The 18,960-nt window shown below is 70.5% G+C and carries 9 protein-coding genes; 5 read left to right on the plus strand and 4 right to left on the minus strand.

The features are described from left to right. Nucleotides 1-73: 73 nt before the first annotated feature. Together HMPREF0058_RS04835 and HMPREF0058_RS04840 are read left to right on the plus strand one after the other, a co-directional pair. A complete protein-coding gene (locus HMPREF0058_RS04835) occupies nt 74-919 on the plus strand; it encodes a PHP domain-containing protein (protein WP_040319530.1) in 846 nt (281 codons plus the stop codon). Between the two features lie 99 nt (nt 920-1,018). Beyond that, entirely contained in the window at nt 1,019-1,648 is a 630-nt protein-coding gene (locus HMPREF0058_RS04840) for a MarC family protein (protein WP_006548591.1), read from the plus strand. A 120-nt stretch (nt 1,649-1,768) separates the two neighbouring features. On the opposite strand, the gene HMPREF0058_RS04845 is transcribed toward HMPREF0058_RS04840, so the two are convergent. Next, nucleotides 1,769-3,442 carry a DEAD/DEAH box helicase gene (locus tag HMPREF0058_RS04845; protein WP_006548592.1) on the minus strand — a complete coding sequence of 558 codons (1,674 nt, stop codon included), beginning with the start codon at nt 3,440-3,442 and terminating at the stop codon, nt 1,769-1,771. 321 nt (nt 3,443-3,763) lie between these two features. Between HMPREF0058_RS04845 and HMPREF0058_RS04850 the strand changes: the two genes are divergently transcribed. After that, nucleotides 3,764-4,417 carry a ferritin-like fold-containing protein gene (locus tag HMPREF0058_RS04850; protein ID WP_034237073.1) on the plus strand — a complete coding sequence of 218 codons (654 nt, stop codon included), beginning with the start codon at nt 3,764-3,766 and terminating at the stop codon, nt 4,415-4,417. Between the two features lie 102 nt (nt 4,418-4,519). Here HMPREF0058_RS04850 and HMPREF0058_RS04855 read toward each other — a convergent pair whose 3' ends face one another. Together HMPREF0058_RS04855 and HMPREF0058_RS04865 are read right to left on the minus strand one after the other, a co-directional pair. Next, nucleotides 4,520-9,265, minus strand: a complete 4,746-nt coding sequence (locus HMPREF0058_RS04855) for a S8 family serine peptidase (protein WP_006548594.1) — start codon at nt 9,263-9,265, stop codon at nt 4,520-4,522. Between the two features lie 690 nt (nt 9,266-9,955). Beyond that, complete coding sequence (locus HMPREF0058_RS04865) at nt 9,956-10,171, minus strand: DUF3107 domain-containing protein (RefSeq protein WP_006548596.1); 216 nt, start codon at nt 10,169-10,171, stop codon at nt 9,956-9,958. Nucleotides 10,172-10,421: 250 nt separating this feature from the next. Between HMPREF0058_RS04865 and HMPREF0058_RS04870 the strand changes: the two genes are divergently transcribed. Next, on the plus strand, nt 10,422-13,892 hold the full coding sequence (locus HMPREF0058_RS04870; protein WP_006548597.1) for a PD-(D/E)XK nuclease family protein: 3,471 nt from the start codon (nt 10,422-10,424) through the stop codon (nt 13,890-13,892). Then, nucleotides 13,892-17,347 (plus strand): ATP-dependent helicase, encoded by a 3,456-nt coding sequence (locus HMPREF0058_RS04875; RefSeq protein ID WP_101638117.1) that lies wholly within the window; start codon nt 13,892-13,894, stop codon nt 17,345-17,347. Before HMPREF0058_RS04870 ends, HMPREF0058_RS04875 begins: the two co-directional genes overlap by 1 nt. Here the strand turns inward: HMPREF0058_RS04875 and HMPREF0058_RS04880 are convergent. Beyond that, nucleotides 17,319-18,644, minus strand: a complete 1,326-nt coding sequence (locus HMPREF0058_RS04880; RefSeq protein WP_006548599.1) for a phosphotransferase — start codon at nt 18,642-18,644, stop codon at nt 17,319-17,321. The two genes, HMPREF0058_RS04875 and HMPREF0058_RS04880, sit on opposite strands and share 29 nt — an antisense overlap. Nucleotides 18,645-18,960: the final 316 nt, after the last annotated feature.

Raw genomic sequence — 18,960 nt, forward strand, 5'->3', positions numbered from 1 at the left:
CCGTTGGCGCGGGCCGGGCAGCGAGGCCGGAGCGTGCACGACCGCCACGGCAGGCGCCTCCTAGACTGCACGGGTGCGCATCGACCCTCATACCCACTCCGCGTGCTCTGACGGCACCGACTCCCCGGCCGGGCTCATGGAGGCTGCGGCCAGGGCGGGCCTCGACGTCGTGGGGCTGACCGACCACGACACGACGGCCGGCTGGGCCGAGGCGGCGGCAGCCGTGCCCGAGACCGGGGTGAGCCTGCTGCGCGGGATCGAGATCTCCTGCATGGACCGTGGTGTCACCCTCCACCTGCTGGCCTACCTGCCCGATCCCGAGGCCCCGGGGCTGGAGGAGGCCTTCGAGCACGCGCGAGCCTCGCGGGAGGGCCGCGCCCAGCGCATCGTCGAGCGCCTGAGCCAGGACTACCCGATCACGTGGGAGGACGTGGTGACCCAGGCCTCCCAGGCCGTGACGATCGGGCGTCCGCATATCGCTGACGCGCTGGTGGCTGCGGGATCCTTCCCTGATCGCTCGGCTGCCTTCGCCGGGCCGCTGGCCACGGGCAGTCCCTACTACGTCGGCCACTGGGCACTGGACCCGGTGCGTGCCTGCGAGCTGGTCCGGGCCGCCGGTGGTGTGCCCGTGGCTGCGCATCCGCGCGCCGGCGGGCGTCAGCGCCGTCTGGTGCCAGATGAGACCTTCGCGCGGATGGCGGAGGCAGGCCTGGCTGCCCTCGAGGTCGATCACCGAGATCACGACGCCGCCCAGCGCGAGCAGGCCCGAGAGCTCGCCCACCGCCTGGGCCTGGCCTGCTCGGGGGCCTCGGACTACCACGGCGCGGGCAAGCCGAACCGACTGGGGGAGAACCTCATGCCGGCTGAGCTGCTAGAGCAGATCGTGGAGGAGGGCAGCCTGCCGCTCCTGCCCCCCTGACGACCTCGGGGCGCGCGGCCGTGCCAGAGATGCCGGCTGCGCCAGGAGCGTCTACGCTGCCACTCATCCGTCACCTAGTAGAGGATCGCCAGACCCCGCATGCTCGACTCGATCTTCAGCCTGTCCCTGTTCGCCACCTCCTTCACCACGATCCTGGTGATCCAGGACCCTCTGGGCGCGGTGCCGATCTTCCTGTCACTGACCAGCAGGCAGACCGACGCCCAGCGCAGGGCCTCGGCCCGGCAGGCCACGCTTGTCGCCTTCGCCGTCATCGTGGCCTTCGCGCTCTTCGGGCGCTACATCCTGACCTTCCTGGGGATCTCGGTGCCTGCTCTGCAGTTCTCCGGCGGCCTGCTCCTGCTGCTGGTGGCTCTGGAGCTGCTGACCGACCGGGCTGACGAGAACCCGGACCCGGACGCCGTGACGGCCAACGCGGCCCTGGTCCCGCTGGGTACGCCCCTGCTGGCCGGTCCCGGCGCGATCGTCGCCGCGATGGTGGCCGTGGACTCGGCCAGCACGCCGGTGGTTGGGTGGGTGAGCATCGTCGCGGCCCTCGTGGCGACTCACGTCGTCATCTGGCTGTCACTGCGCTTCTCTCTGCCACTGCACCGTGTGCTGGGGGAGTCCGGCATCCGCGTGCTTACCCGGATCTTTGGGCTGCTCCTGGCCGCGATCGCGGTGCAGATGATGGGCGACGGCGTCCTGGCCTGGATCCACCAGCACTTCTGAACCCGTCCAGAGGCTCGCTGCCCCTCGCGCCCCGCGCCGTCCCAGGCCATGTCTTCCTGGGGGACGCGGGAGGTGAGGGGCAGCGGTGGATCGCCGTGAGGCAGAGGTATACGGGGCGGCTCAGTCCTCGCTAGGACGGTCGCTACGACCGCCACGGGTGCGCTTGCGGGTACGCGTTCGAGGCTTGCGCTGCGAGCCGGAGGATCCGCCCGACGTCGTCTCATTGCCCTCGCGGGCGGGCTCGCCGCCGCGACGGCCGCGAGACGAGCCGTGCGAGCCTGAGCGCGACCCTCGCCCACCCCGGCCGCCAGAGCGGGAACCGCGCCCGCCCTCGCGGTGTCGCTTGCCAGTCTCGCCCAGGTCCTCGATCTCCTCGGCCGCCAGTCCCGCCAGCGTGCGCTGGTTCTTGGGCAGCGTGCCGCTCACGCCCTCGGGGATATCGAGGTCGGAGAAGAGGTGGTCACTGGTGTGGTAGGTCTCCACCGGCTCCTCGACCGGCAGGCCCAGGGCCTTGGCGATCAGGCGCCAGCGAGGGACGTCGTCCCAGTCGACGAAGGTGACGGCGGTGCCGGAGTGCCCAGCACGGCCGGTCCGGCCGATGCGGTGGACGTAGATCTTCTCGTCCTCGGGGCACTGGTAGTTGATGACGTGGGTGACGTCGTCGACGTCAATGCCTCGCGCGGCTACGTCAGTGGCCACGAGGACGTCAACCTTGCCGTGGCGGAAGGCCCGCAGAGCCTGCTCGCGCGCGCCCTGACCCAGGTCCCCGTGCAGGGCGGCCGTGGCGAATCCACGCGATCCCAGGTCCTCGGCCACGCGGGCCGCCGTGCGCTTGGTGCGGGTGAAGATGATGGTCCGCCCACGTCCACGGGCCTGCAGGATGCGCGAGACCACCTCGACCTTGTTCAGGGCGTGGGTGCGGTAGACGACCTGCTTGACGCTGGTGACCGTCATCGACTCGTCGCCCGGGTCCTGAGCGCGGATGTGGGTGGGCTTGGACATGTAGCGGCGGGCCAGCGCCACGACGGCGCCGGGCATGGTGGCGCTGAAGAGCATGGTCTGGCGGTCCGGGCGCGTGCGCGCCAGGATCTTCTCCACATCCGGCAGGAAGCCGAGGTCAAGCATCTCGTCGGCCTCGTCCAGGACCACGGTGGTCACGTGTTCCAGGGACAGCACGCCCCGCTCCATGAGGTCGATGAGTCGGCCGGGGGTTCCCACGACCACCTCAGCGCCCTTCTCCAGGGCCTCGATCTGAGGCTCGTAGGCACGACCGCCGTAGACCTGGACGATGCGCACCGTGCGCTTGGCTGCGGCCTGGGCCAGCTCGGTGGCCACCTGCTTGGCCAGCTCGCGGGTGGGAAGGACCACCAGGGCCTGCGGGGAGCCGGAGGCCGGGTCCTCGTCCCAGCCCTCCTCGCCCGGGCCCAGGGTGTCCATGAGCAGCGGGATCCCGAAGCCGAGCGTCTTACCGGTCCCGGTCTTGGCCTGGCCAATGACGTCGCGTCCGTCCAGGGCCACCGGCAGGGTCAGCGCCTGGATGGGGAAGGGGTGGATGATGCCCTTGTCTGCCAGGGCCTGGCTGATCTCAGGCTCGACGCCGAAGTCGGCGAAGGTCTTGGCGCTCAGGTCGGTCTCGTCACCCTCGTCAGTGATATCGGGGGTGGCCTCGTCCAGGACGGGGGCGTGGGCCTGGGCGGTCTCGATGACCCCGGAGCTCGGCTGGGCCGGGGCGGCGTCGGTGGTGGGCTGGGCGCCGGGCTCGCTGGCGTCCTGGGCGGTGATGTCGTCAGTCACGACGTTCCTTCAGTCTGATCGGCCGCGTGCGTTCCCGTGCCGGACAGCGGCACAGGCTCGCTAGCCGCGGCCTGCCGGGTCTGAGGCGGTGGGCCTCGGGCTGACAGGCGGCGGCGAGGGCGGCCTGGCATCGATGGCAGCCGATCGTGAATCTGCTCCGTTCAGGGCCTCGAGCCGGCGGGGCGTGGCTGCTGGACGACCGGGCAACCGTGGACAGGGCCACCTTAGCGGCCCGTCATCGCTTCCGTCCTGGTCAGCGGCGGCCCTACGGGGCCGGCGTGGGCGAACTCACGGCGAGAGTGGGGGACCTACGCTGTGTCCATGACTGATGCCCCATCGCCCCTGTCAGCGCCGTCCTCCACCGGGTACCTGCCCGCGGTCCTGGGCATGGTTGCCTTCGCCTCCTCGGTGGCGAGTATCCGGCACGCCAAGGACGCGGACAAGGCTCCCTCGATGGCCCTGAGGATCGAGCTGCTGCAGACGGCGGCGCGCCGTGTGGACTCCTTCGCTCAGGTGGAGGCGGTCTGCGCGGAGCAGGGATGGCAGGCCACCACGCTCGCAGAGGTCTTCCGTGGCTCCCTGGGTGAGTTTGACGAGCGCCTGCGCCCGGCCGACTGGCCCGAGCGCCTGCTCAAGACCTACCTGAGCCTGGGGCTGCTGAGTGACTTCTGCCTGACCCTGGTCGCGGGCCTGGGGCAGGAGCACGCCGGAGAGCTGGCGGGGCTGGTCCGCGAGGACTCTTTTGACACCCTGGCGGTGGCCCAGCTGCTGCCCGGCATCGAGGCCGACGCCCAGCTGGCCGGTCGCCTGGGCCTGTGGGGACGACGCGTGGTGGGGGAGGAGATCGGCACCCTGCTGGGCATGCTGGCCACCTACCCGGCTCTGCTGGAAGGACCAGCAGACCGCGCTGACCTCCACGAGGCACTGTCGCAGGGTGCCGTACAGCGCATGCGTGGGATTGGTCTGCGCGTGTGAGACCGCCTCGTCGGCTTGGACGCGGCAGCGCCCGTCCCCACCGAGGGGACGGGCGCTGCCGCGCATGAGCCGGGGCGGGCCGGGGCAGCGGCCCACCGTGGCTCAGGCCTGACGACGGCGGCGAGCCGCCAGGACCAGGCCCGTGGCGACCACCATCGTGGAGGCCAGGAGGAGGGTGCCGGAGTCAGCGCCCGTGCGTGACAGGGAACCACGCTGGCTGCGTCCGGTCGCAGAGCCGGATGCAGCGGCGGTCGAGCCCTGGCAGGAACCGGTCACGACGGCGTCGGGAGCCTGACCCGGTGCGACCAGTAGGTAGGTCGCCCGCGAGGGACCGGTGAAGGTCACCACGCCCTCGGCCCAGGTCGAGGCCACCGGGACCTCACGGCCGTCAGCCAGCACGCGCCACACGCTGGTGCCCTGCACGGCGGGGGCGGTGATGACCGCCTCGATGGCTGCCAGACCCTCCCGGTTGGACACCACCAGGCGGCCATCGCTCACGGTGGTGCTCAGGGCGTCGTCGCGGCGGAAGGTTCCCGTGGCTGTGACCTGGCCGTCGTGCAGGGTCAGTGTCTCCAGGGTGAGCGTGAGCGTGACGGTGCGTCCGGCGGTGTCGGTGGCCACGAGCGTGACCGTCTGCTCGCCCTCGGTCAGGACCGTGCCCGCCAGCAGGGACAGGGCGTCGGCTCCCTCGATCTGCGCCGCGGCGTCGACGACGAAGCTGACGGTCTGGGTCGACTCGTTGCCGGCCAGGTCGCGTGCGGTGACCGACACCGTGTGACGGCCCAGCGCCAGGTCCGCGGTGGGTACCTGGGCGCTCAGGACCGGGGAGTCAGCTTCATCGACCGCGCGGGCGGCCTGCCCGGCCTCGCCGCGAGCCTCCTCCTGGGTCGCCTCGTCCGGGACCGCCTGCTGCGACGCCGCTGTATTGGGCTCCTCGCCCTCCTGCGAGGAGGCTGACGAGCCGGCGGGAGCCAGCGCGCCCTGAACGGTGCCGGCCTTGGCGGTGGTCGGGGTCGACAGGGAGTCGACGACCTTGCCGTCAACGGTGGCCTGGGCGGTGGCCAGGTGCTGGTCCGTGGCCGAGACGGTCAGGACCCGCTGGTCGGCGACGGTCTCGCCCTCACTGACGGTGCTGATCTGGGTGTCCGGCGCCTGGGTGTCGACGACGACCGGGATCCCACCGGCCAGGGTGTTGCCCATCGAGTCACCCGCCACGATCAGCAGAATGTCGCCGTCGGCGACGGTGACGTCCCGGGAGAACTCCCGCTTGTTGGACTCAGGTCCTGTGCCGGAGCCGTTGTAGACGTCGATGACGGCCGAGTCGTTGATCTTGAGCTGGTAGCCCCAGCCGTCGTCCTCAGCGCTGCCCGCGAAGGTGACGGGGCTGTCCTTGGTGTACAGGACGCCGTCGTAGAGCGTGGGCGTGGCGAAGGAGAGAGTCGGCATCGTGACGTCGAGGTAGAGGAAGAAGGGGTGGTCGTAGCCGGGCACGACCGCCCCCGTGCTGTCCAGGACCTCCAGCCGGAACTGGTTGATACCCGGCTGCGTGGGCAGATCGAGGGAGAAAGTGCCGTCGCCGTTGTTCCGGGCCTGGATCGGCTCGGGGTTGATGACCGAGCCGTCCTCGCTCACGCGCGTGGCTGGGGTCAGGCGGATGACGGAGGCGTCACCCATCGAGCCAGTCAGCGTGTAGCTGGTGGCTGTGGCCCCGCTGTCCGCGGCCGAGACGAAGCAGGCACTGAGGTTCGCCTGGCAGCTGCCGTTGAAGGTCGGCGGTGTGAAGGCGGCCTCGGTCTGCCCCGAGCGGCCGGCGATCGGCAGGCTGGTGGAGGCGGTGTTCGCCCCGTCGGAGGCGACGACGGGGACGGTCACCAGCTTCTCGTCCGGGGTGACGGTGACAGAGAAGGACCCGTCAGGGCCGACCTCGACCTTCTGACCGGCCACCGTGACTGACAACGCGGCGTCACCACGCTCGTCACTGACCGAGCCCGTGACGGTGACGGTGCCGTCCTGTGCCAGGGCGAGGGCGCCGTCGTCGTCCAGCTGTCCGGTCACCGTGAGAACCGGCGCCTGGGAGTCGTAGGTGACCGGGACCGTCAGGGTCTGGAGGACCGTCCCGTCCGCGGCGTAGGCCACGACCTCGATCTCCTGCCGGCCCTCAGTCAGCGGGACGAAGGCGTTGGCGCGTCCGTCGGCCACCTCGACCTCCTGGCCGGCCACGGTGAGGTGGTCAACCGTGGAGGAGACGAAGGCCTGCAGGTGCAGCTGGCCACCGGACACCAGCGGCGAGGCCGAGACGATGACGGAGGAGGACAGAGTCTCAGCGTCAGGGATGACCAGGTCGGTGTCCGGTGCCAGGATCGTGGTGGCAACAGCGAGGTTGAACCCGCGGTCGACGACCGAGGCGGTGAGGTAGGGCGTGCCCTGCGGGACCTCGACGACGAAGGTGTTCTCACCGGTCGAGGTCACCGTGAGGTCCTTGCCGTCGGGGCCGGTGACGGTGGGCACGTCCATCAGCCCGGAGCCGGTCTCGGTGACCGTGATGGTTAGGCGGCCGTCCTGGAGCGTGCCGAAGGTGAGCACCGGGGCCGTGGCATCGATCGTGAAGGGCATCTCGGTGGTCTGCCACGCTGTGTCTGCGCTCAGGCGGGTACGCACCCGGAAGGTGTACTGGCCGTCGGGAACGCGGACGAACTCGGCGCTGGCCGGGTCCCACACGGTGCCATCGAAGGTCTGGGAGGTGGCGACGTAGGCGCTGGAGCCATCGGCCACCGAGACCTCGGAGCCGGTGGAGCGGCGCAGCCCCTGCTCCTGACCGATGACCTTGAGGACCTGGCCGGAGGAGTCGACGACCTCGTACTCGGCGTCCGAGGCGTTGCGCATGAGCACCAGGCTCGGGGCGACGACGTCCATGTCACCGTCGCCGTTGGGGGAGACCGCGAAGGTGCCCAGCTCAGAGCTCAGCGGAACGGTCATTCCGCTCCATGTGGCTACCAGCCCGGTGGCCGAGGCGTTGGGGTCGTAGGAGGCGGGCAGGGGGTCGCCCGGCGCGCGCACGATCGCCTCGGCGTTCCAGTCGCCCACCAGGCCCAGGTAGGGCACGGACAGGTCCGGGGCGCCCTCGGTGACCGAGACCAGACGCGCCCAGCCCTCGATGTAGTGGGTGGAGGAGGTGTCAGGTGTCAGCGTGAAGCTGAGCGTGGCGCTGCCTCCGGCCGGGACGGTGACCTCGGAGGCGTCGGCGACCAGGGACTCAGACGAGACGTGAGTGGTGGTCTGTGCTCCTGCCTCGTTGGACTCGCCCACCACCTGCTGGGCCGGGACCGTGTAGCGCACGTCCTTGTCCGAGCGGTTGGTGAGGGTCACCGTGAAGGAGCGAGCGCCGTCGATCTGGCGCAGGGCGACGGCGGCCTTGTCAGGCTGGTCCTCGACCGTGGCGTAGACGCTGGTCGCCATGGCCTTGTCCACCTGGGCCAGGCCCGCGCCGACCTGACGCGGGGAGTAGGGAACGGACTGGGCGTCGGTAGGGATCTGCGCGGTGTTCATCAGCGCCACGCGGATGAGCTCAGCGCGCTCGGTGGCGGACAGGGAGGGGAAGCGCTGGGCGTACTCCTCGACCATGAGCGAGGCCATGCCCGACACGTTCGGGGTTGCCATCGAGGTGCCCGACTTCGTGCCGTAGCGGTTGTCGTTGAGGGTGGAGTAGACCTCACCACCGATGCCGGCGAGCCGGGGCTTGAAGTCCAGCGACGGTGTCGGTCCCCAGGAGGTGAAGGAGGAGGGCGTCAGGGCCTTGTCGTTGTCCGAGACCAGGACCTTGGTCGTCAGACGGATGCTCACGTCCTTGTTCTGCTCAAGCGCCTGGCGAAGTTCCAGGGCCTTGCTGCGCGGGATCGAGCCGCCCGCAACCGTGTAGGAGTCGATCCCGGCCATGGACAGCAGCTCGTCACCGCCCGCAGCGTTGTTGAAGACCAGCACGCCGCCGGCGCCGTGCTCGACCGCGTTGGCGAGCTTGTCCGCGAAGGTGATCTCGCCGCGCTCGACCAGCGCGTAGGCGCCGGCAAGGTCCTGGCCGGCGGTGTAGTTCTCGGGCCGGCCCAGGCCCACGTCCACCAGCGGGTGGTCCTGGCCGTCAGCCGTGCCGGACTGCAGGGAGTAGAGCATGCCTTGCTCTGAACCGTCGATGACCCGATAGGCCTGGGGCTGAGTCACCGTCGTGTTCTCGATCGAGGCGATCGTGAAGGCGTCGGCGTTGGAGGAGGGCGAGCCCAGGGCGGCGTCGTCAAGGACGCCCAGCAGGTCAGAGGTCTCCTCGTCGGAGGAGAAGCTGAGACCGGCGTTGCCGGCGGCGATGTCCACGATGGCGCCGGCCTGGCGTGCCTTGGCCAGGGCGCGGTAGGTGCCGTCGGAGGTGTCGTTGAGGCCGTTGGGCGAGCCCAGGGAGAGGTTGAGCACGTCCGCGCCCAGCTTCGCCGAGTCCTCGATGGCAGCGATGATGTCCGCGTCGCGGGCGCCGCCGCCGGAGTTGGAGAAGACCTTCATGGCCAGCAGCTGGGCGTTCGGGGCGACGCCGTCCAGACGCCCCTTGGCCCACGCCTGCTCGGCGGTCTCGCCGTCGAGGGAGCCGTTGGCGGCCACGATGCCGGCCACGTGCATGCCGTGCTGGTCCTTCGTGGCGTCCTTGACGACGTAGTTCTCGTCGGCGTAGTTGTAGCCGGCCGGGACCTTCTCGTTGAAGTGCGCCTCAGGGGCCGGGTTGACGGTCTTGATCTTGGCCTTGTCTCGCGCGCTGGAGTCCAGGTGCATGTCCTGGTGCTCGGGATCGATCCCGGAGTCGATGATGGCCACGACCGTCCGGTGCCGTCCGCGCCGTAGTCCTTGAGCGCCGTCGGCACTCCCTGCGCCACGCGCGCGGAGTGCTGGGACGGGGTGAGCTCCAGGGACTGGGACGAGGCGAGGTCAGGGGCGTCTCCGGTCTCGACGTGGTCGTAGACACGCTCGATCTTGACCGAGGCGACGGCGCTCTCCTGAGCCAGGGCCAGCATCTTGCCGGCCGGCATCGAGGCGGAGAAGCCGTTGACGAGGTAGCCGAACTGACGCTCGACGCTCAGGTCGTAGCGGTCGGACCACGCGGCGATCAGCGCGTCCTGGTCGGCGACGTTGCTCTTCTCCTGGCCGGTTGAGGGTGTGGCCGGCTGGTCCTTGAGCAGGACGACGACGTTGACGCGCTGGTCGGAGGAGGCGGAGGCGGAAGCGGTCGATGGTGCAGGCACAGCGGGAGCAGCGCTCGCGGTGGCTGAGGCTGGCGCCAGGAGCGCCAGAGCCAGCACCGCTGCGAGCCCGCCACGATATGAAGATCTCGCAGGGACGCCTTCGGGTCGGGTGCACAGGGTGCCGGAAGGCTAAAGGGTGGTGTGTGTCATATATGTGACGTGCCCGTTTCATGAGACAGGGCGGGTCACCCACCCTGGAGGTGAGCGACCCGCCCTGGTTCAGCGGCCAGATCTGCCGCGTTGCGGTGCGCTGTGGCTGAGGCCTTCAGATGCCGAAGCCGACGCGGCGAGGGGTGGCCTCGCCCAGCTCGACGTAGGCGAGGGAACCGGCCGGGACGAACACCTTGCGGCCCTTGTCATCAGCCAGGGTGATGTCCTGGGTGGCGGCGCCCGCCAGCGTCGCCAGGACCTCGTCCTGGCTGGCGGAGGTCTCCAGGGCCAGTTCGCGGCCGGAGTGCTTGATTCCGATGGTGACCTGCATGGGTGCTCCTCATGGTCGACGACGGGGTGACGGCGGCGTGGCGCCGTGGCGTGGGCGGTTGCCCACCTGCAGCGTGATGCCTGGGATCCTAGGCGAGCCGTGAGGCTCGGGCGGTGCGGTGGGAGCGCTGGCGCCCGCTTTTCGCGCCACGCGGACGCCGCTGGTCCCTCAGGTGAGGTGACGGCGGGTCCGGCACGGCTCAGCGCGTCGAGCACGAGTTCGTGTCGGTGGGTCGTGATGGGATTGCCTCATGTCCGACGACGTCATGACCCAGCCCATCCGGCTGCTGCCACCGCTGCCTGTGGTCCCGCTTCCTGAGCCTGACGAGCAGACCGCCCAGGTCCTGGAGCAGGTGCGCGGGGGCAGCAACCTGGTGGTGCTCGGGGCTGCTGGCACCGGCAAGTCGAGCCTGGCCCTGCGGCTCCTGGTCGAGGCCGTGGAGCAGGGACGCGATGCGCTCATCCTGGCCCCGACCCGTGGCAGGGCCGAGCAGCTGCGTGAGCGTGCGGCTCAGCTCCTGGCCGGGCAGGGCAGCGGTGCGGTGAGGGTGCGTACGCCGGGTTCCTACGCCTTCATGGTGCTGTCCACCTCGCTGTCATCCCGGCCGGACCCGCTTCCGGCCCCGGTCCTGCTGGTCGGGGCGGAGGAGGACGCGGCCCTGGCGCAGATGCTCCACCCTGCCCACTGGCAGCCGCTGCCGCCTGAGGCCGTGACCTCGCGCGCCTTCAGGTCCGAGCTGCGCAACCTGCTGGCTCGCGCTGGGGAGCTGGGAGTGGGAGCGGCCGAGCTCGCAGAGCTGGCTGAGGAGCTCGACGTCGAGATCTGGAGGCAGGCGGTGCCGCTGCTGCGTGCCTGGGACGCTCAGGGGCGCCCGAGCTCCTCACGGCGCAGTCAGACCCGCAAGATGGACTCGGCCCGGATCCAGGACCGTGCCCGCGAGGCCCTGGAGCGCTGGAATGCTGACGGCGTCCAGGTTCCTCCGCCCGTTCCGGACCTCGTCATCGTGGACGACTACCAGGACTGCACGGCAGCCACCTCCAGGCTCCTGGCACGCCTGGCGCGTCCAGACTCCTCCGGGCACCGTAGCCAGGTGGTGGTCCTGGGAGATCCGGACGTTGCGGTCGAGACCTTCCGCGGGGGCACACCCAGCCTGCTGGTGGAGGCTGAGGACCGTTCCGGCCTGGCCGCCACCAGGATGACACTGCGTACCCGCTACCGCGGCGGTGCCGAGCTCGTGCGGGTGTGGGAGGACCAGGCCGATCGGGTGCCGGTGACCGGTAGCCCGGTGCACCGCCACCCGCGGCTCGCGGAGCAGGAGGTCTCCGGGGGCTGCCAGCCCTCGGAGACCTGCACAGTAGTGGCTGGGGAGCGCACTGCGGCCGTGACGGCGATCGTGGCCTCCAGCGCCTGTCAGGAGACCGCGCATGTGGCGCGGGTGATGCGTAGCGAGCACGTTCTCCACGGCACCGCCTGGGACCAGATGGCGGTGATCGTGCGGTCGGCCGGCGCCGCCCAGGCGGTGGCGCGTGAGTTGCGACGGCGCGGCGTACCCCTGTCCGCCTCCAGCCCAGCGGTGCTGCTGCGCGCTGAGCCAGCCGCGGCAGCGGTGACGGACGTGGCCAGGTCCGCTTTGGCTGGTGAGCTGGGGCAGGACGATGCGCCGGCCCAGCGCGAGGCGGTGCTCAGGCTGCTGACGAGCCCCCTGATCGGGTTAAGCGTGCTCGACCTGCGGCGGCTGCGTCGTCGGCTGCGCACGGCCTTCCCGCAGCAGGAGGCTGATGAGGTGCTGGTGAGGACCGCCTGCAGCCTGCAGCTGGCGCGGGCGCTGCTCGAGCAGCTGCGCCAGGACCCGTTGGTGTCTCAGGCCAGGAGCCTGGAGCGGGCCGCACGCATCGTGACCGAGGTCCGCGCGGTGGTCCAGGCCTGCCATGACGCGCGGCCCCAGGGGGATGAGGGGACCGGCCAGGGGCGTGTGGATGCAGAGGAGCTGCTGTGGGCGGCGTGGCAGGCCTCCGGATGCGCCGAGCAGTGGCGTCAGGTCTCGCTCGGTGGGGACACCGGTAGCGGTGAGGATGGTGTGCTCGCTGAGGCCGCTGAGCACGATCTGGACGTGGTGACGGCGCTGTTCAAGCGTGCTGAGGTCTGGGCCGAGCGTCATCCAGGCCAGGACGCTGCGGTGTTCCTCAGCGAGTTGGCCGGCGAGGTCCTGCCGTCAGACTCCGTGGCCCCCACGGGTGTCAGGCCTGCAGGCGTCAGCGTGCTGACCCCGGCAGCCGCCGCAGGACGCCAGTGGGAGGTCGTGGCCGTCACCGGTGTCAACCGGGACCAGTGGCCGGACCTACGACTGCGTGACTCCCTGACCCGCGCTGGTCTCCTGGTGGAGGCGGTGACGGACCGGCTGCCCCGTGAGCCTGGTGGACGGCGCAGCGCGCAGATGGACCGCGTCTCGGCACGTGCCCAGGTACGCGCTGATGAGCGTCGGATGCTCCTGGCCGCGCTGACCCGGGCCACGCGTCGCCTGGTGGTCACGGCCTGCCAGGACGAGGAGCACGCTCCGTCAGGCTTCTTCCTGGAGGTGGCTCGCAGCGCAGGTGTGCAGGTCAGCGATGAGGACGGCCAGGTGCTCACCAGCCCCGACGTCGGTGAGCTGACCCTGCGCGGCCTGGTGGCCGAGCTGCGGCGCGCGACGGTGAGGGGGCACCTTCCTACCGCCACGGAGCAGGAGCGCCAGCAGGGCCGCCAGGCGGCGGCGCTCCTGGCCTCGGTGGCCCAGGCGGGGATCGGCCAGGCAGACCCGAGCTCCTGGCCCCACGGCGTGGCGACCTCCGCCACGGCCTTGGTGGCGGACGGCGAGCGTGTCCGGGTCAGCCCCTCCGACGTCGACAACCTGTCAACCTGCCCCTTGCGGTGGTTCCTTCAGCGCCATGGTGGGGACACCGGGACCTCCGGCCAGCAGCGTCTGGGCAACGTGGTCCACGCCATCGCTGAGCGGGCACAGCGTGAGGGGCTGCGCGGCGAGAGCCTGCACGAGCTCCTGGAGGCCCAGATGCCTGAGCTGTCCGATCCTGGGACCTGGATCGAGCAGCTGGCCCGGCAGCGCGCCCACGACATCATCGACCGCCTGGACTCCTACCTCGCCTCCGTGCCCGGGCAGGTCCTGGTGGAGAAACGGATCGACGTCGAGCTGGACCTGCCCCTGCCTCCGTCTGAGGATACTGACGACGAACCGGGGCGTGACGGCGTGATCGGGGTGCGGCTGGCCGGCCGGATCGACCGGATCGAGATGGTCGAGGCCCTGGACGAGATGCAGTCAGGAACCCAGGAGCTGGACCAGCTTCCTGCGGGCCAGGGCAGGCGTGTGAGAGTGATGGATCTCAAGACCGGGCGGCGTCCGGCTGGTGACGTGGCGCGCAACGCGCAGCTGGCGACCTACCGCATGGCCCTGGAGGCACTGGGCTATGAGGTCAGCGGCGCTGGGCTGGTGGCCTTGGGGGAGAGTGCGGACCGCAACGGACAGACCCGGATCTATCCCCCCGGTGCGGCCTTGGCTGCCAGTCCTGATGCACAGACGGGGGAGGACTGGGCCAGCCAGCTCGTTGCCGGTGCGGCTGTAGACGCCTCGGGCGCCCGCCTGGAGGCGCGCGTTGGCGACCACTGCCGGTTCTGCTCGGTCAAGAGCTCGTGCCCGGCTGTTCCCGAAGGTCGAAGGAGTGTCGCATGATGTCCACCACCCCCGCTGCCTCCTCTGCTCCCCAGGCGGAGCTGACCCCCGCCTACCTGGCACGGGCGCTGGGCATCCATGAGCCCACGCCTGAGCAGGCTGCCGTCATCTGTCATCCCTTGAGCCCTGTGCTGGTGGTGGCAGGTGCCGGCAGTGGCAAGACGGCAACCATGAGCCAGCGCGTGGTCTACCTTGTGGCCAGTGGCGCGGTCGAGCCTGGCGAGGTCCTGGGACTGACCTTCACCCGCAAGGCGGCGGCCGAGCTGGCCCAGCGCATCAGCGTGCGCCTGGACGCCCTGGCTGGCTCGGGTCTGATTGAGCGAGACGAGGAGGGGCTGGACCCGACGATCGCCACCTACAACTCCTTCGCCGGCACCATCGTGCGAGACCACGGCCTGCGCATCGGGGTGGACCCGGACGCGACGCTCATCACCGAGGCACGGGCCTGGCAGGTGGTCTCCGCCATCGTCGAGCGACGCCGGCAGCCCCTGCCCCTGGAGTCTCCCGCCCGAGTCACCGAGCTGGTGCTCGCCTTGGACGGTGCCCTGTGCGAGAACCTGCTGGAGGTGGATCAGGCCCGCGAGCAGTTGGGTGAGCTGGACTCATTCTTCGAGTCCCTGGCCACGGTGCGGGGGCTCAAGACTGCGGTCAAGGGCTTTGACACCGCGATGAAGACGCGTCTGGCGCTGCTGGACCTGGTCCAGGAGTACCGGGACGTCAAGCGCTCCCAGGGCATGCTGACTTTCGGGGACCAGATTGCCCTGGCCTACCGGGTTGTCAGCGCACCGGGATCACAGGAGGTCGTTGCGGCGCTGCGCGAGCAGTACCGTGGCGTTCTGCTCGACGAGTTCCAGGACACCTCGACGGCGCAGGTCAGGCTCCTGGCCCGTCTCTTCGCCGATAGCGGCGTGACCGCCGTCGGCGACCCCAACCAAGCGATCTACGGATGGCGTGGTGCCAGCGCCGCGGCGCTGGATGAGTTCCACCGTGCCTTCAATCCCGCTGGTTGCCAGGCGGTCCACAGGGGCGCGGACCCGCTGACCACCATCCCGGTCCTGCCCTTGTCCACGGCATGGCGCAATGACAGTCGGGTCCTTGAGGCAGCGAACGCCCTGTCTGCCCCGTTGCGGCACCACACCCCGGCACCCGGGGACGCGCCGGCACCGCGGGTGCCTGTGGAGCAGCTGCACGCCAGGCCCCGCCAGGCGGGCCTGGCTGAAGGAGCCGTACTTGGTGCCTACCTGGCCGATCCGCTCCAGGAGGCAGAGGTGGTCGCGAGCTTCCTGGCGGACAGGTGGAACCCACAGGCGCAGCTGGCCGTGCTCAGCCGTACCCGGGACTCGCTCCTGCCCGTGGCTGAGGCGCTGCGAGCACGCTCGCTGCCTTACGAGATCGTGGGGATCGGAGGCATGCTCACGATTCCGGAGGTCGCGGACGTGCGCGCCCTGCTCACGGTGGCCGCCAACCCTGAGCGCGGCGACTGGCTGGTCCGTCTGCTGACCGCAGGCGGCATCGGCGCAGCGGACCTGGCCGCCCTCTACGCTCACGCTCGCCGTCAGATGCGCGGCACCTCACCATTCCAGCCGCCCGCTGACAAGAGCTCACAAGGGGCAAGCAGCGTCGCGCAGATTCCGGACGCCGAGCCGGACTCTCCGATGCTGGCTGAGGCGATCGAGGCCGTGGCCCGCAGCGCGGACCGTCATCCAGACGGGCTGGCGGGCGTCCGCGTGCCTGGACTGAGCCCGGCAGCCACGCGCCTGGCTGACCGCCTGGCGCGCCAGCTGCGTCGGGTACGCCGGGCGATGCGGTTGCCGCTGGCGGACCTCGTGACGCTGGCCGAACAGTGCCTGGACCTTGATATCGAGGTCGCGGCCAGGGTCGATGACCGGATCGGACGGCGGGGACTGGACGGGCTGCGCGAGGTCGCCGAGCAATTCACCCGGGACCTGGACTCTGCGAGCCTCCCGAGCTTCCTAGAGTGGCTGGACGCGGCAGAGGCTCACGAGCGTGCCCTGTCTGCCCCGGAGGTCGAGCCCGAGCCGGGCGCGGTCCAGCTCATGACGATTCACGCCTCCAAGGGGCTGGAGTGGGACCACGTGGCGGTGATCGGCATGAATGAGAAGGGTTTCCCGCTCTACTCCACGCAGCCGCGTGAGGACCTCTCCGTGCGCTCGAAGTCCTGGATGGGCTCGGCCGATGAGTTCCCGCACCCGCTGCGGATGGACGCTGCCACCTTGCCACCTTTCACTTTGGGTGTCCTTGAGCCGCCTGAGGTGGACAAGGACGAGGTCAAGGACCTGTTGGATCAGTACTGCCTGGCGCTGGGGCGCTACGGCGTCTCGGAGGAACGTCGCCTGGCCTACGTGGCCCTGACACGCGCTCGCCATGACGTTCTGCTCACGGGCTCCCATCTGTCCAAGAGCTCGACGACGCCGCGGCCAATGAGCCGGTTCCTGGCTGAGCTGCGACGCCGTGACCTGGTCCAGCCCTATGGCCCTGGATGGGTCGACTTCGATCCTGAGCACGGCAACGGCCTGGTGACGCGTCGTGCGCGGGTGCTGTGGCCGGTGCAGCCGGGAGCTGCTGACGAGGCGGAGGACCGTGACGGTGTGGCCCTGGCGCGTCAGCAGGCTGCGGAGGAGGTCGCTCAGGCCTGCCAGGATGCCTCTGTCCGGCTTCGCCATGAGTCTGAGCACAGCGAGGGTGATCAGCAGGCAGCGCCTGAGGCGGAGGTCGATGGCGAGCCGAGCACCCTCGTGGCGCGCTGGTGCGAGGAGGCGCGTGTTCTGCTGGCCGAGCGCGAGCAGGAGGCCAGTGCTCCGCGTCAGCTTCACCTTCCTGCCCACTTGGCTGCCACGCAGCTCGATGCCTTGCGCACCGATCCAGAGGAGCTGGCCCTCCACCTGCGCAGGCCCCTACCTTCCCGGCCCAGTGCCTCGGCGCGGCTGGGCACGGTCTTCCACGACTCCGTCACGCAGCGCTTGTCACCGCATTCGGCCCTGTTCAGCCTGGAGGAGGCTGGCGTACCGGACACTGTCTCGGCTCAGGACCGGCAGACCCTGGAACGCTGGCTCGCCACGGCGCAGGACCTTGACCTGCTCCAGGGCTACCTCCTACATGACACGGAGGTTGAGCGTGAGATGACGATCAGCGGGGTCACCTTGCGCTGCCGGATCGACGCGGTCTTCCGGCGGGAGGGCAGCGGCGAGGATGAGCCGGCCGCCTGGCTCATCGTCGACTGGAAGACGGGCCGTCACCACGTGCCGGTGGACCAACTCAGTGTCTACGTCCACGTCTGGGCTGCCTCACTCGGCATCCCGGCCGAGGCGGTCAGGGCCGCCTACGCCTACGTCGACTACCCCGGTGGCAAGGTCGATGAACTGAGCGGCCAGGAGCTGCTGAGCATGGAGACGCTCACCCGCACGCTCAGTCTTGCGCACGCTCCTGGGCGCTGAGCGGGACCACGGCGGCCAGGTCCGTGGTGGGGGTCTGGTCCGCCGCCAGGTCGGTGCGCGCCGAGACAGCGGCGTCGCCGGTGACCTCGGCGTCGGTGCCTGAGTGATCGGCCTGGCGTTCGACCATCGTGATCTCGCTCGTGGCCTCGTCAGGGCCGGCGCTCGTCCGAGTTCCCGGAACGGGGGCCAGACGCGGCTCGTGGGGCTCGACCAGCGGCTCGTCGCCGACCTGGTCGAGCAGGTCGGCCAGCATCGAGACTGCGTCGTCGATGATCTCCTGGTCCTGGGAACGCACCCCGTGCAGCAGCCACTTGGCCAGGCTCATCTCGCTGACCAGCTCGGCTCGGTCACGCAGGTGCTTGTCCACGCCCTCGGTCCGGGCCAGGTCGTAGGCCGCCTCGATCGAGTCCAGACAGTCCACCGGAGCGGTCGAGTAGATCCAGGCCAGGTCCTCGGCCGGGTCGCCAACGTGGATCTGTGACAGGCCCTGCAGCGCCACGACACCGCCACCGGCCGTCAGCACATTCTCCTCGGCCAGGTCCCCGTGGACGACCGTGGGGCGGAAGCGCCACAGCGCGGTGTCGTCCAGGACCTGCTCCCATCGAGACAGCAGGGAGGCGGGCACCTTGCCGGTGGCGGCGACGTCGTCGAGCAGGGTAAGCCAGTTCGTGCGGACCTCGTCGGCGTCGTAGACGGGCAGACCGGCCTCGGAGACAACCGTGGTGGACAGCTCGTGGAGCTCTCCCAGTGCTCGGCCTAGCCCTGCTGACAGGCCGGGGCCGGGCCGAAGGGAGGCGATGCTGATGGGCTTTCCCTCGATGTGCGAGCGCACCTGGACGTGGAGACCCTCGCGTCGCAGTGAGCCTGCGGGGCGGGAGACGTCGAAGGAGACCAGGCCGTCGTCATGGCTGCGGGCGATGCGGCGCAGAACCTCGGCCTCGGCGTCGAGCGAGGCTCCGGCCGCGTCCGAGCGCGCCTGGAGCACCTCCCAGTGACGGCCGCGGGAGTCGATGACGCCGACGGTGCGCAGGGAGGCCGAGGCCTCTTGCGGCAGGGCGAGGCGGGCCGGATCGAGCCCAGGAACGGCGACGGCGGCCATGGCTGCCAGCGTGAGGGCCGAGGGCTCCCGCTCCGGCGTGGTCGAGGTGTGGCTGTGTGACGTGCCTGCGGCAGGCTCATCCACGCGCTCAGCCTCGGTCGCGGGGGCTGGGGCGTCCTGTGGGACCGGGGCATCCTGTCCGGCATCCGGCGTGGCCTCGGTTGCGGGCCGGGTCGGGTCAGTTGGCGTGGTCGACATGCTCCCACCGTAGGCGAGGACTCCCAGGGGGTGGCGGTGACGCGCTGACCGCCACCGTGGCAGAGCCCGTGAGGGCCGTGGCGGGGCGCCAGAGAGACCGGGCGCGAATCTCGACGGAGATTGTCCGCGCAAAGCCCCACGAAGAGGAGTGAGCCATGTCATAGTGTGGATGTGCCCTCCTCAAGGATGAGCGGGGCACACCTTCCCCTATCCCTCATCTGCGCACAGAGGTGCCTCATGCACGCGATGTGTCGGCGCCCTTGCCGTGCCTGCCAGTGCGCCAGGGCGCCGAGGCTCGGGTGTCTGTTCCGGCGGG

It is taken from the genome of Actinomyces urogenitalis DSM 15434, assembly GCF_000159035.1.
Classification (GTDB): Bacteria; Actinomycetota; Actinomycetes; order Actinomycetales; family Actinomycetaceae; genus Actinomyces; species Actinomyces urogenitalis.

Bases quoted from the DNA above. Each gene is read 5' to 3' on its own strand.
- HMPREF0058_RS04875 (WP_101638117.1), top strand. From the start codon at position 13,892: ATGTCCACCACCCCCGCTGCCTCCTCTGCTCCCCAGGCGGAGCTGACC.
- HMPREF0058_RS04880 (WP_006548599.1), bottom strand. From the start codon at position 18,644: ATGTCGACCACGCCAACTGACCCGACCCGGCCCGCAACCGAGGCCACG.
- HMPREF0058_RS04840 (WP_006548591.1), top strand. From the start codon at position 1,019: ATGCTCGACTCGATCTTCAGCCTGTCCCTGTTCGCCACCTCCTTCACC.
- HMPREF0058_RS04870 (WP_006548597.1), top strand. From the start codon at position 10,422: ATGTCCGACGACGTCATGACCCAGCCCATCCGGCTGCTGCCACCGCTG.
- HMPREF0058_RS04865 (WP_006548596.1), bottom strand. From the start codon at position 10,171: ATGCAGGTCACCATCGGAATCAAGCACTCCGGCCGCGAACTGGCCCTG.
- HMPREF0058_RS04850 (WP_034237073.1), top strand. From the start codon at position 3,764: ATGACTGATGCCCCATCGCCCCTGTCAGCGCCGTCCTCCACCGGGTAC.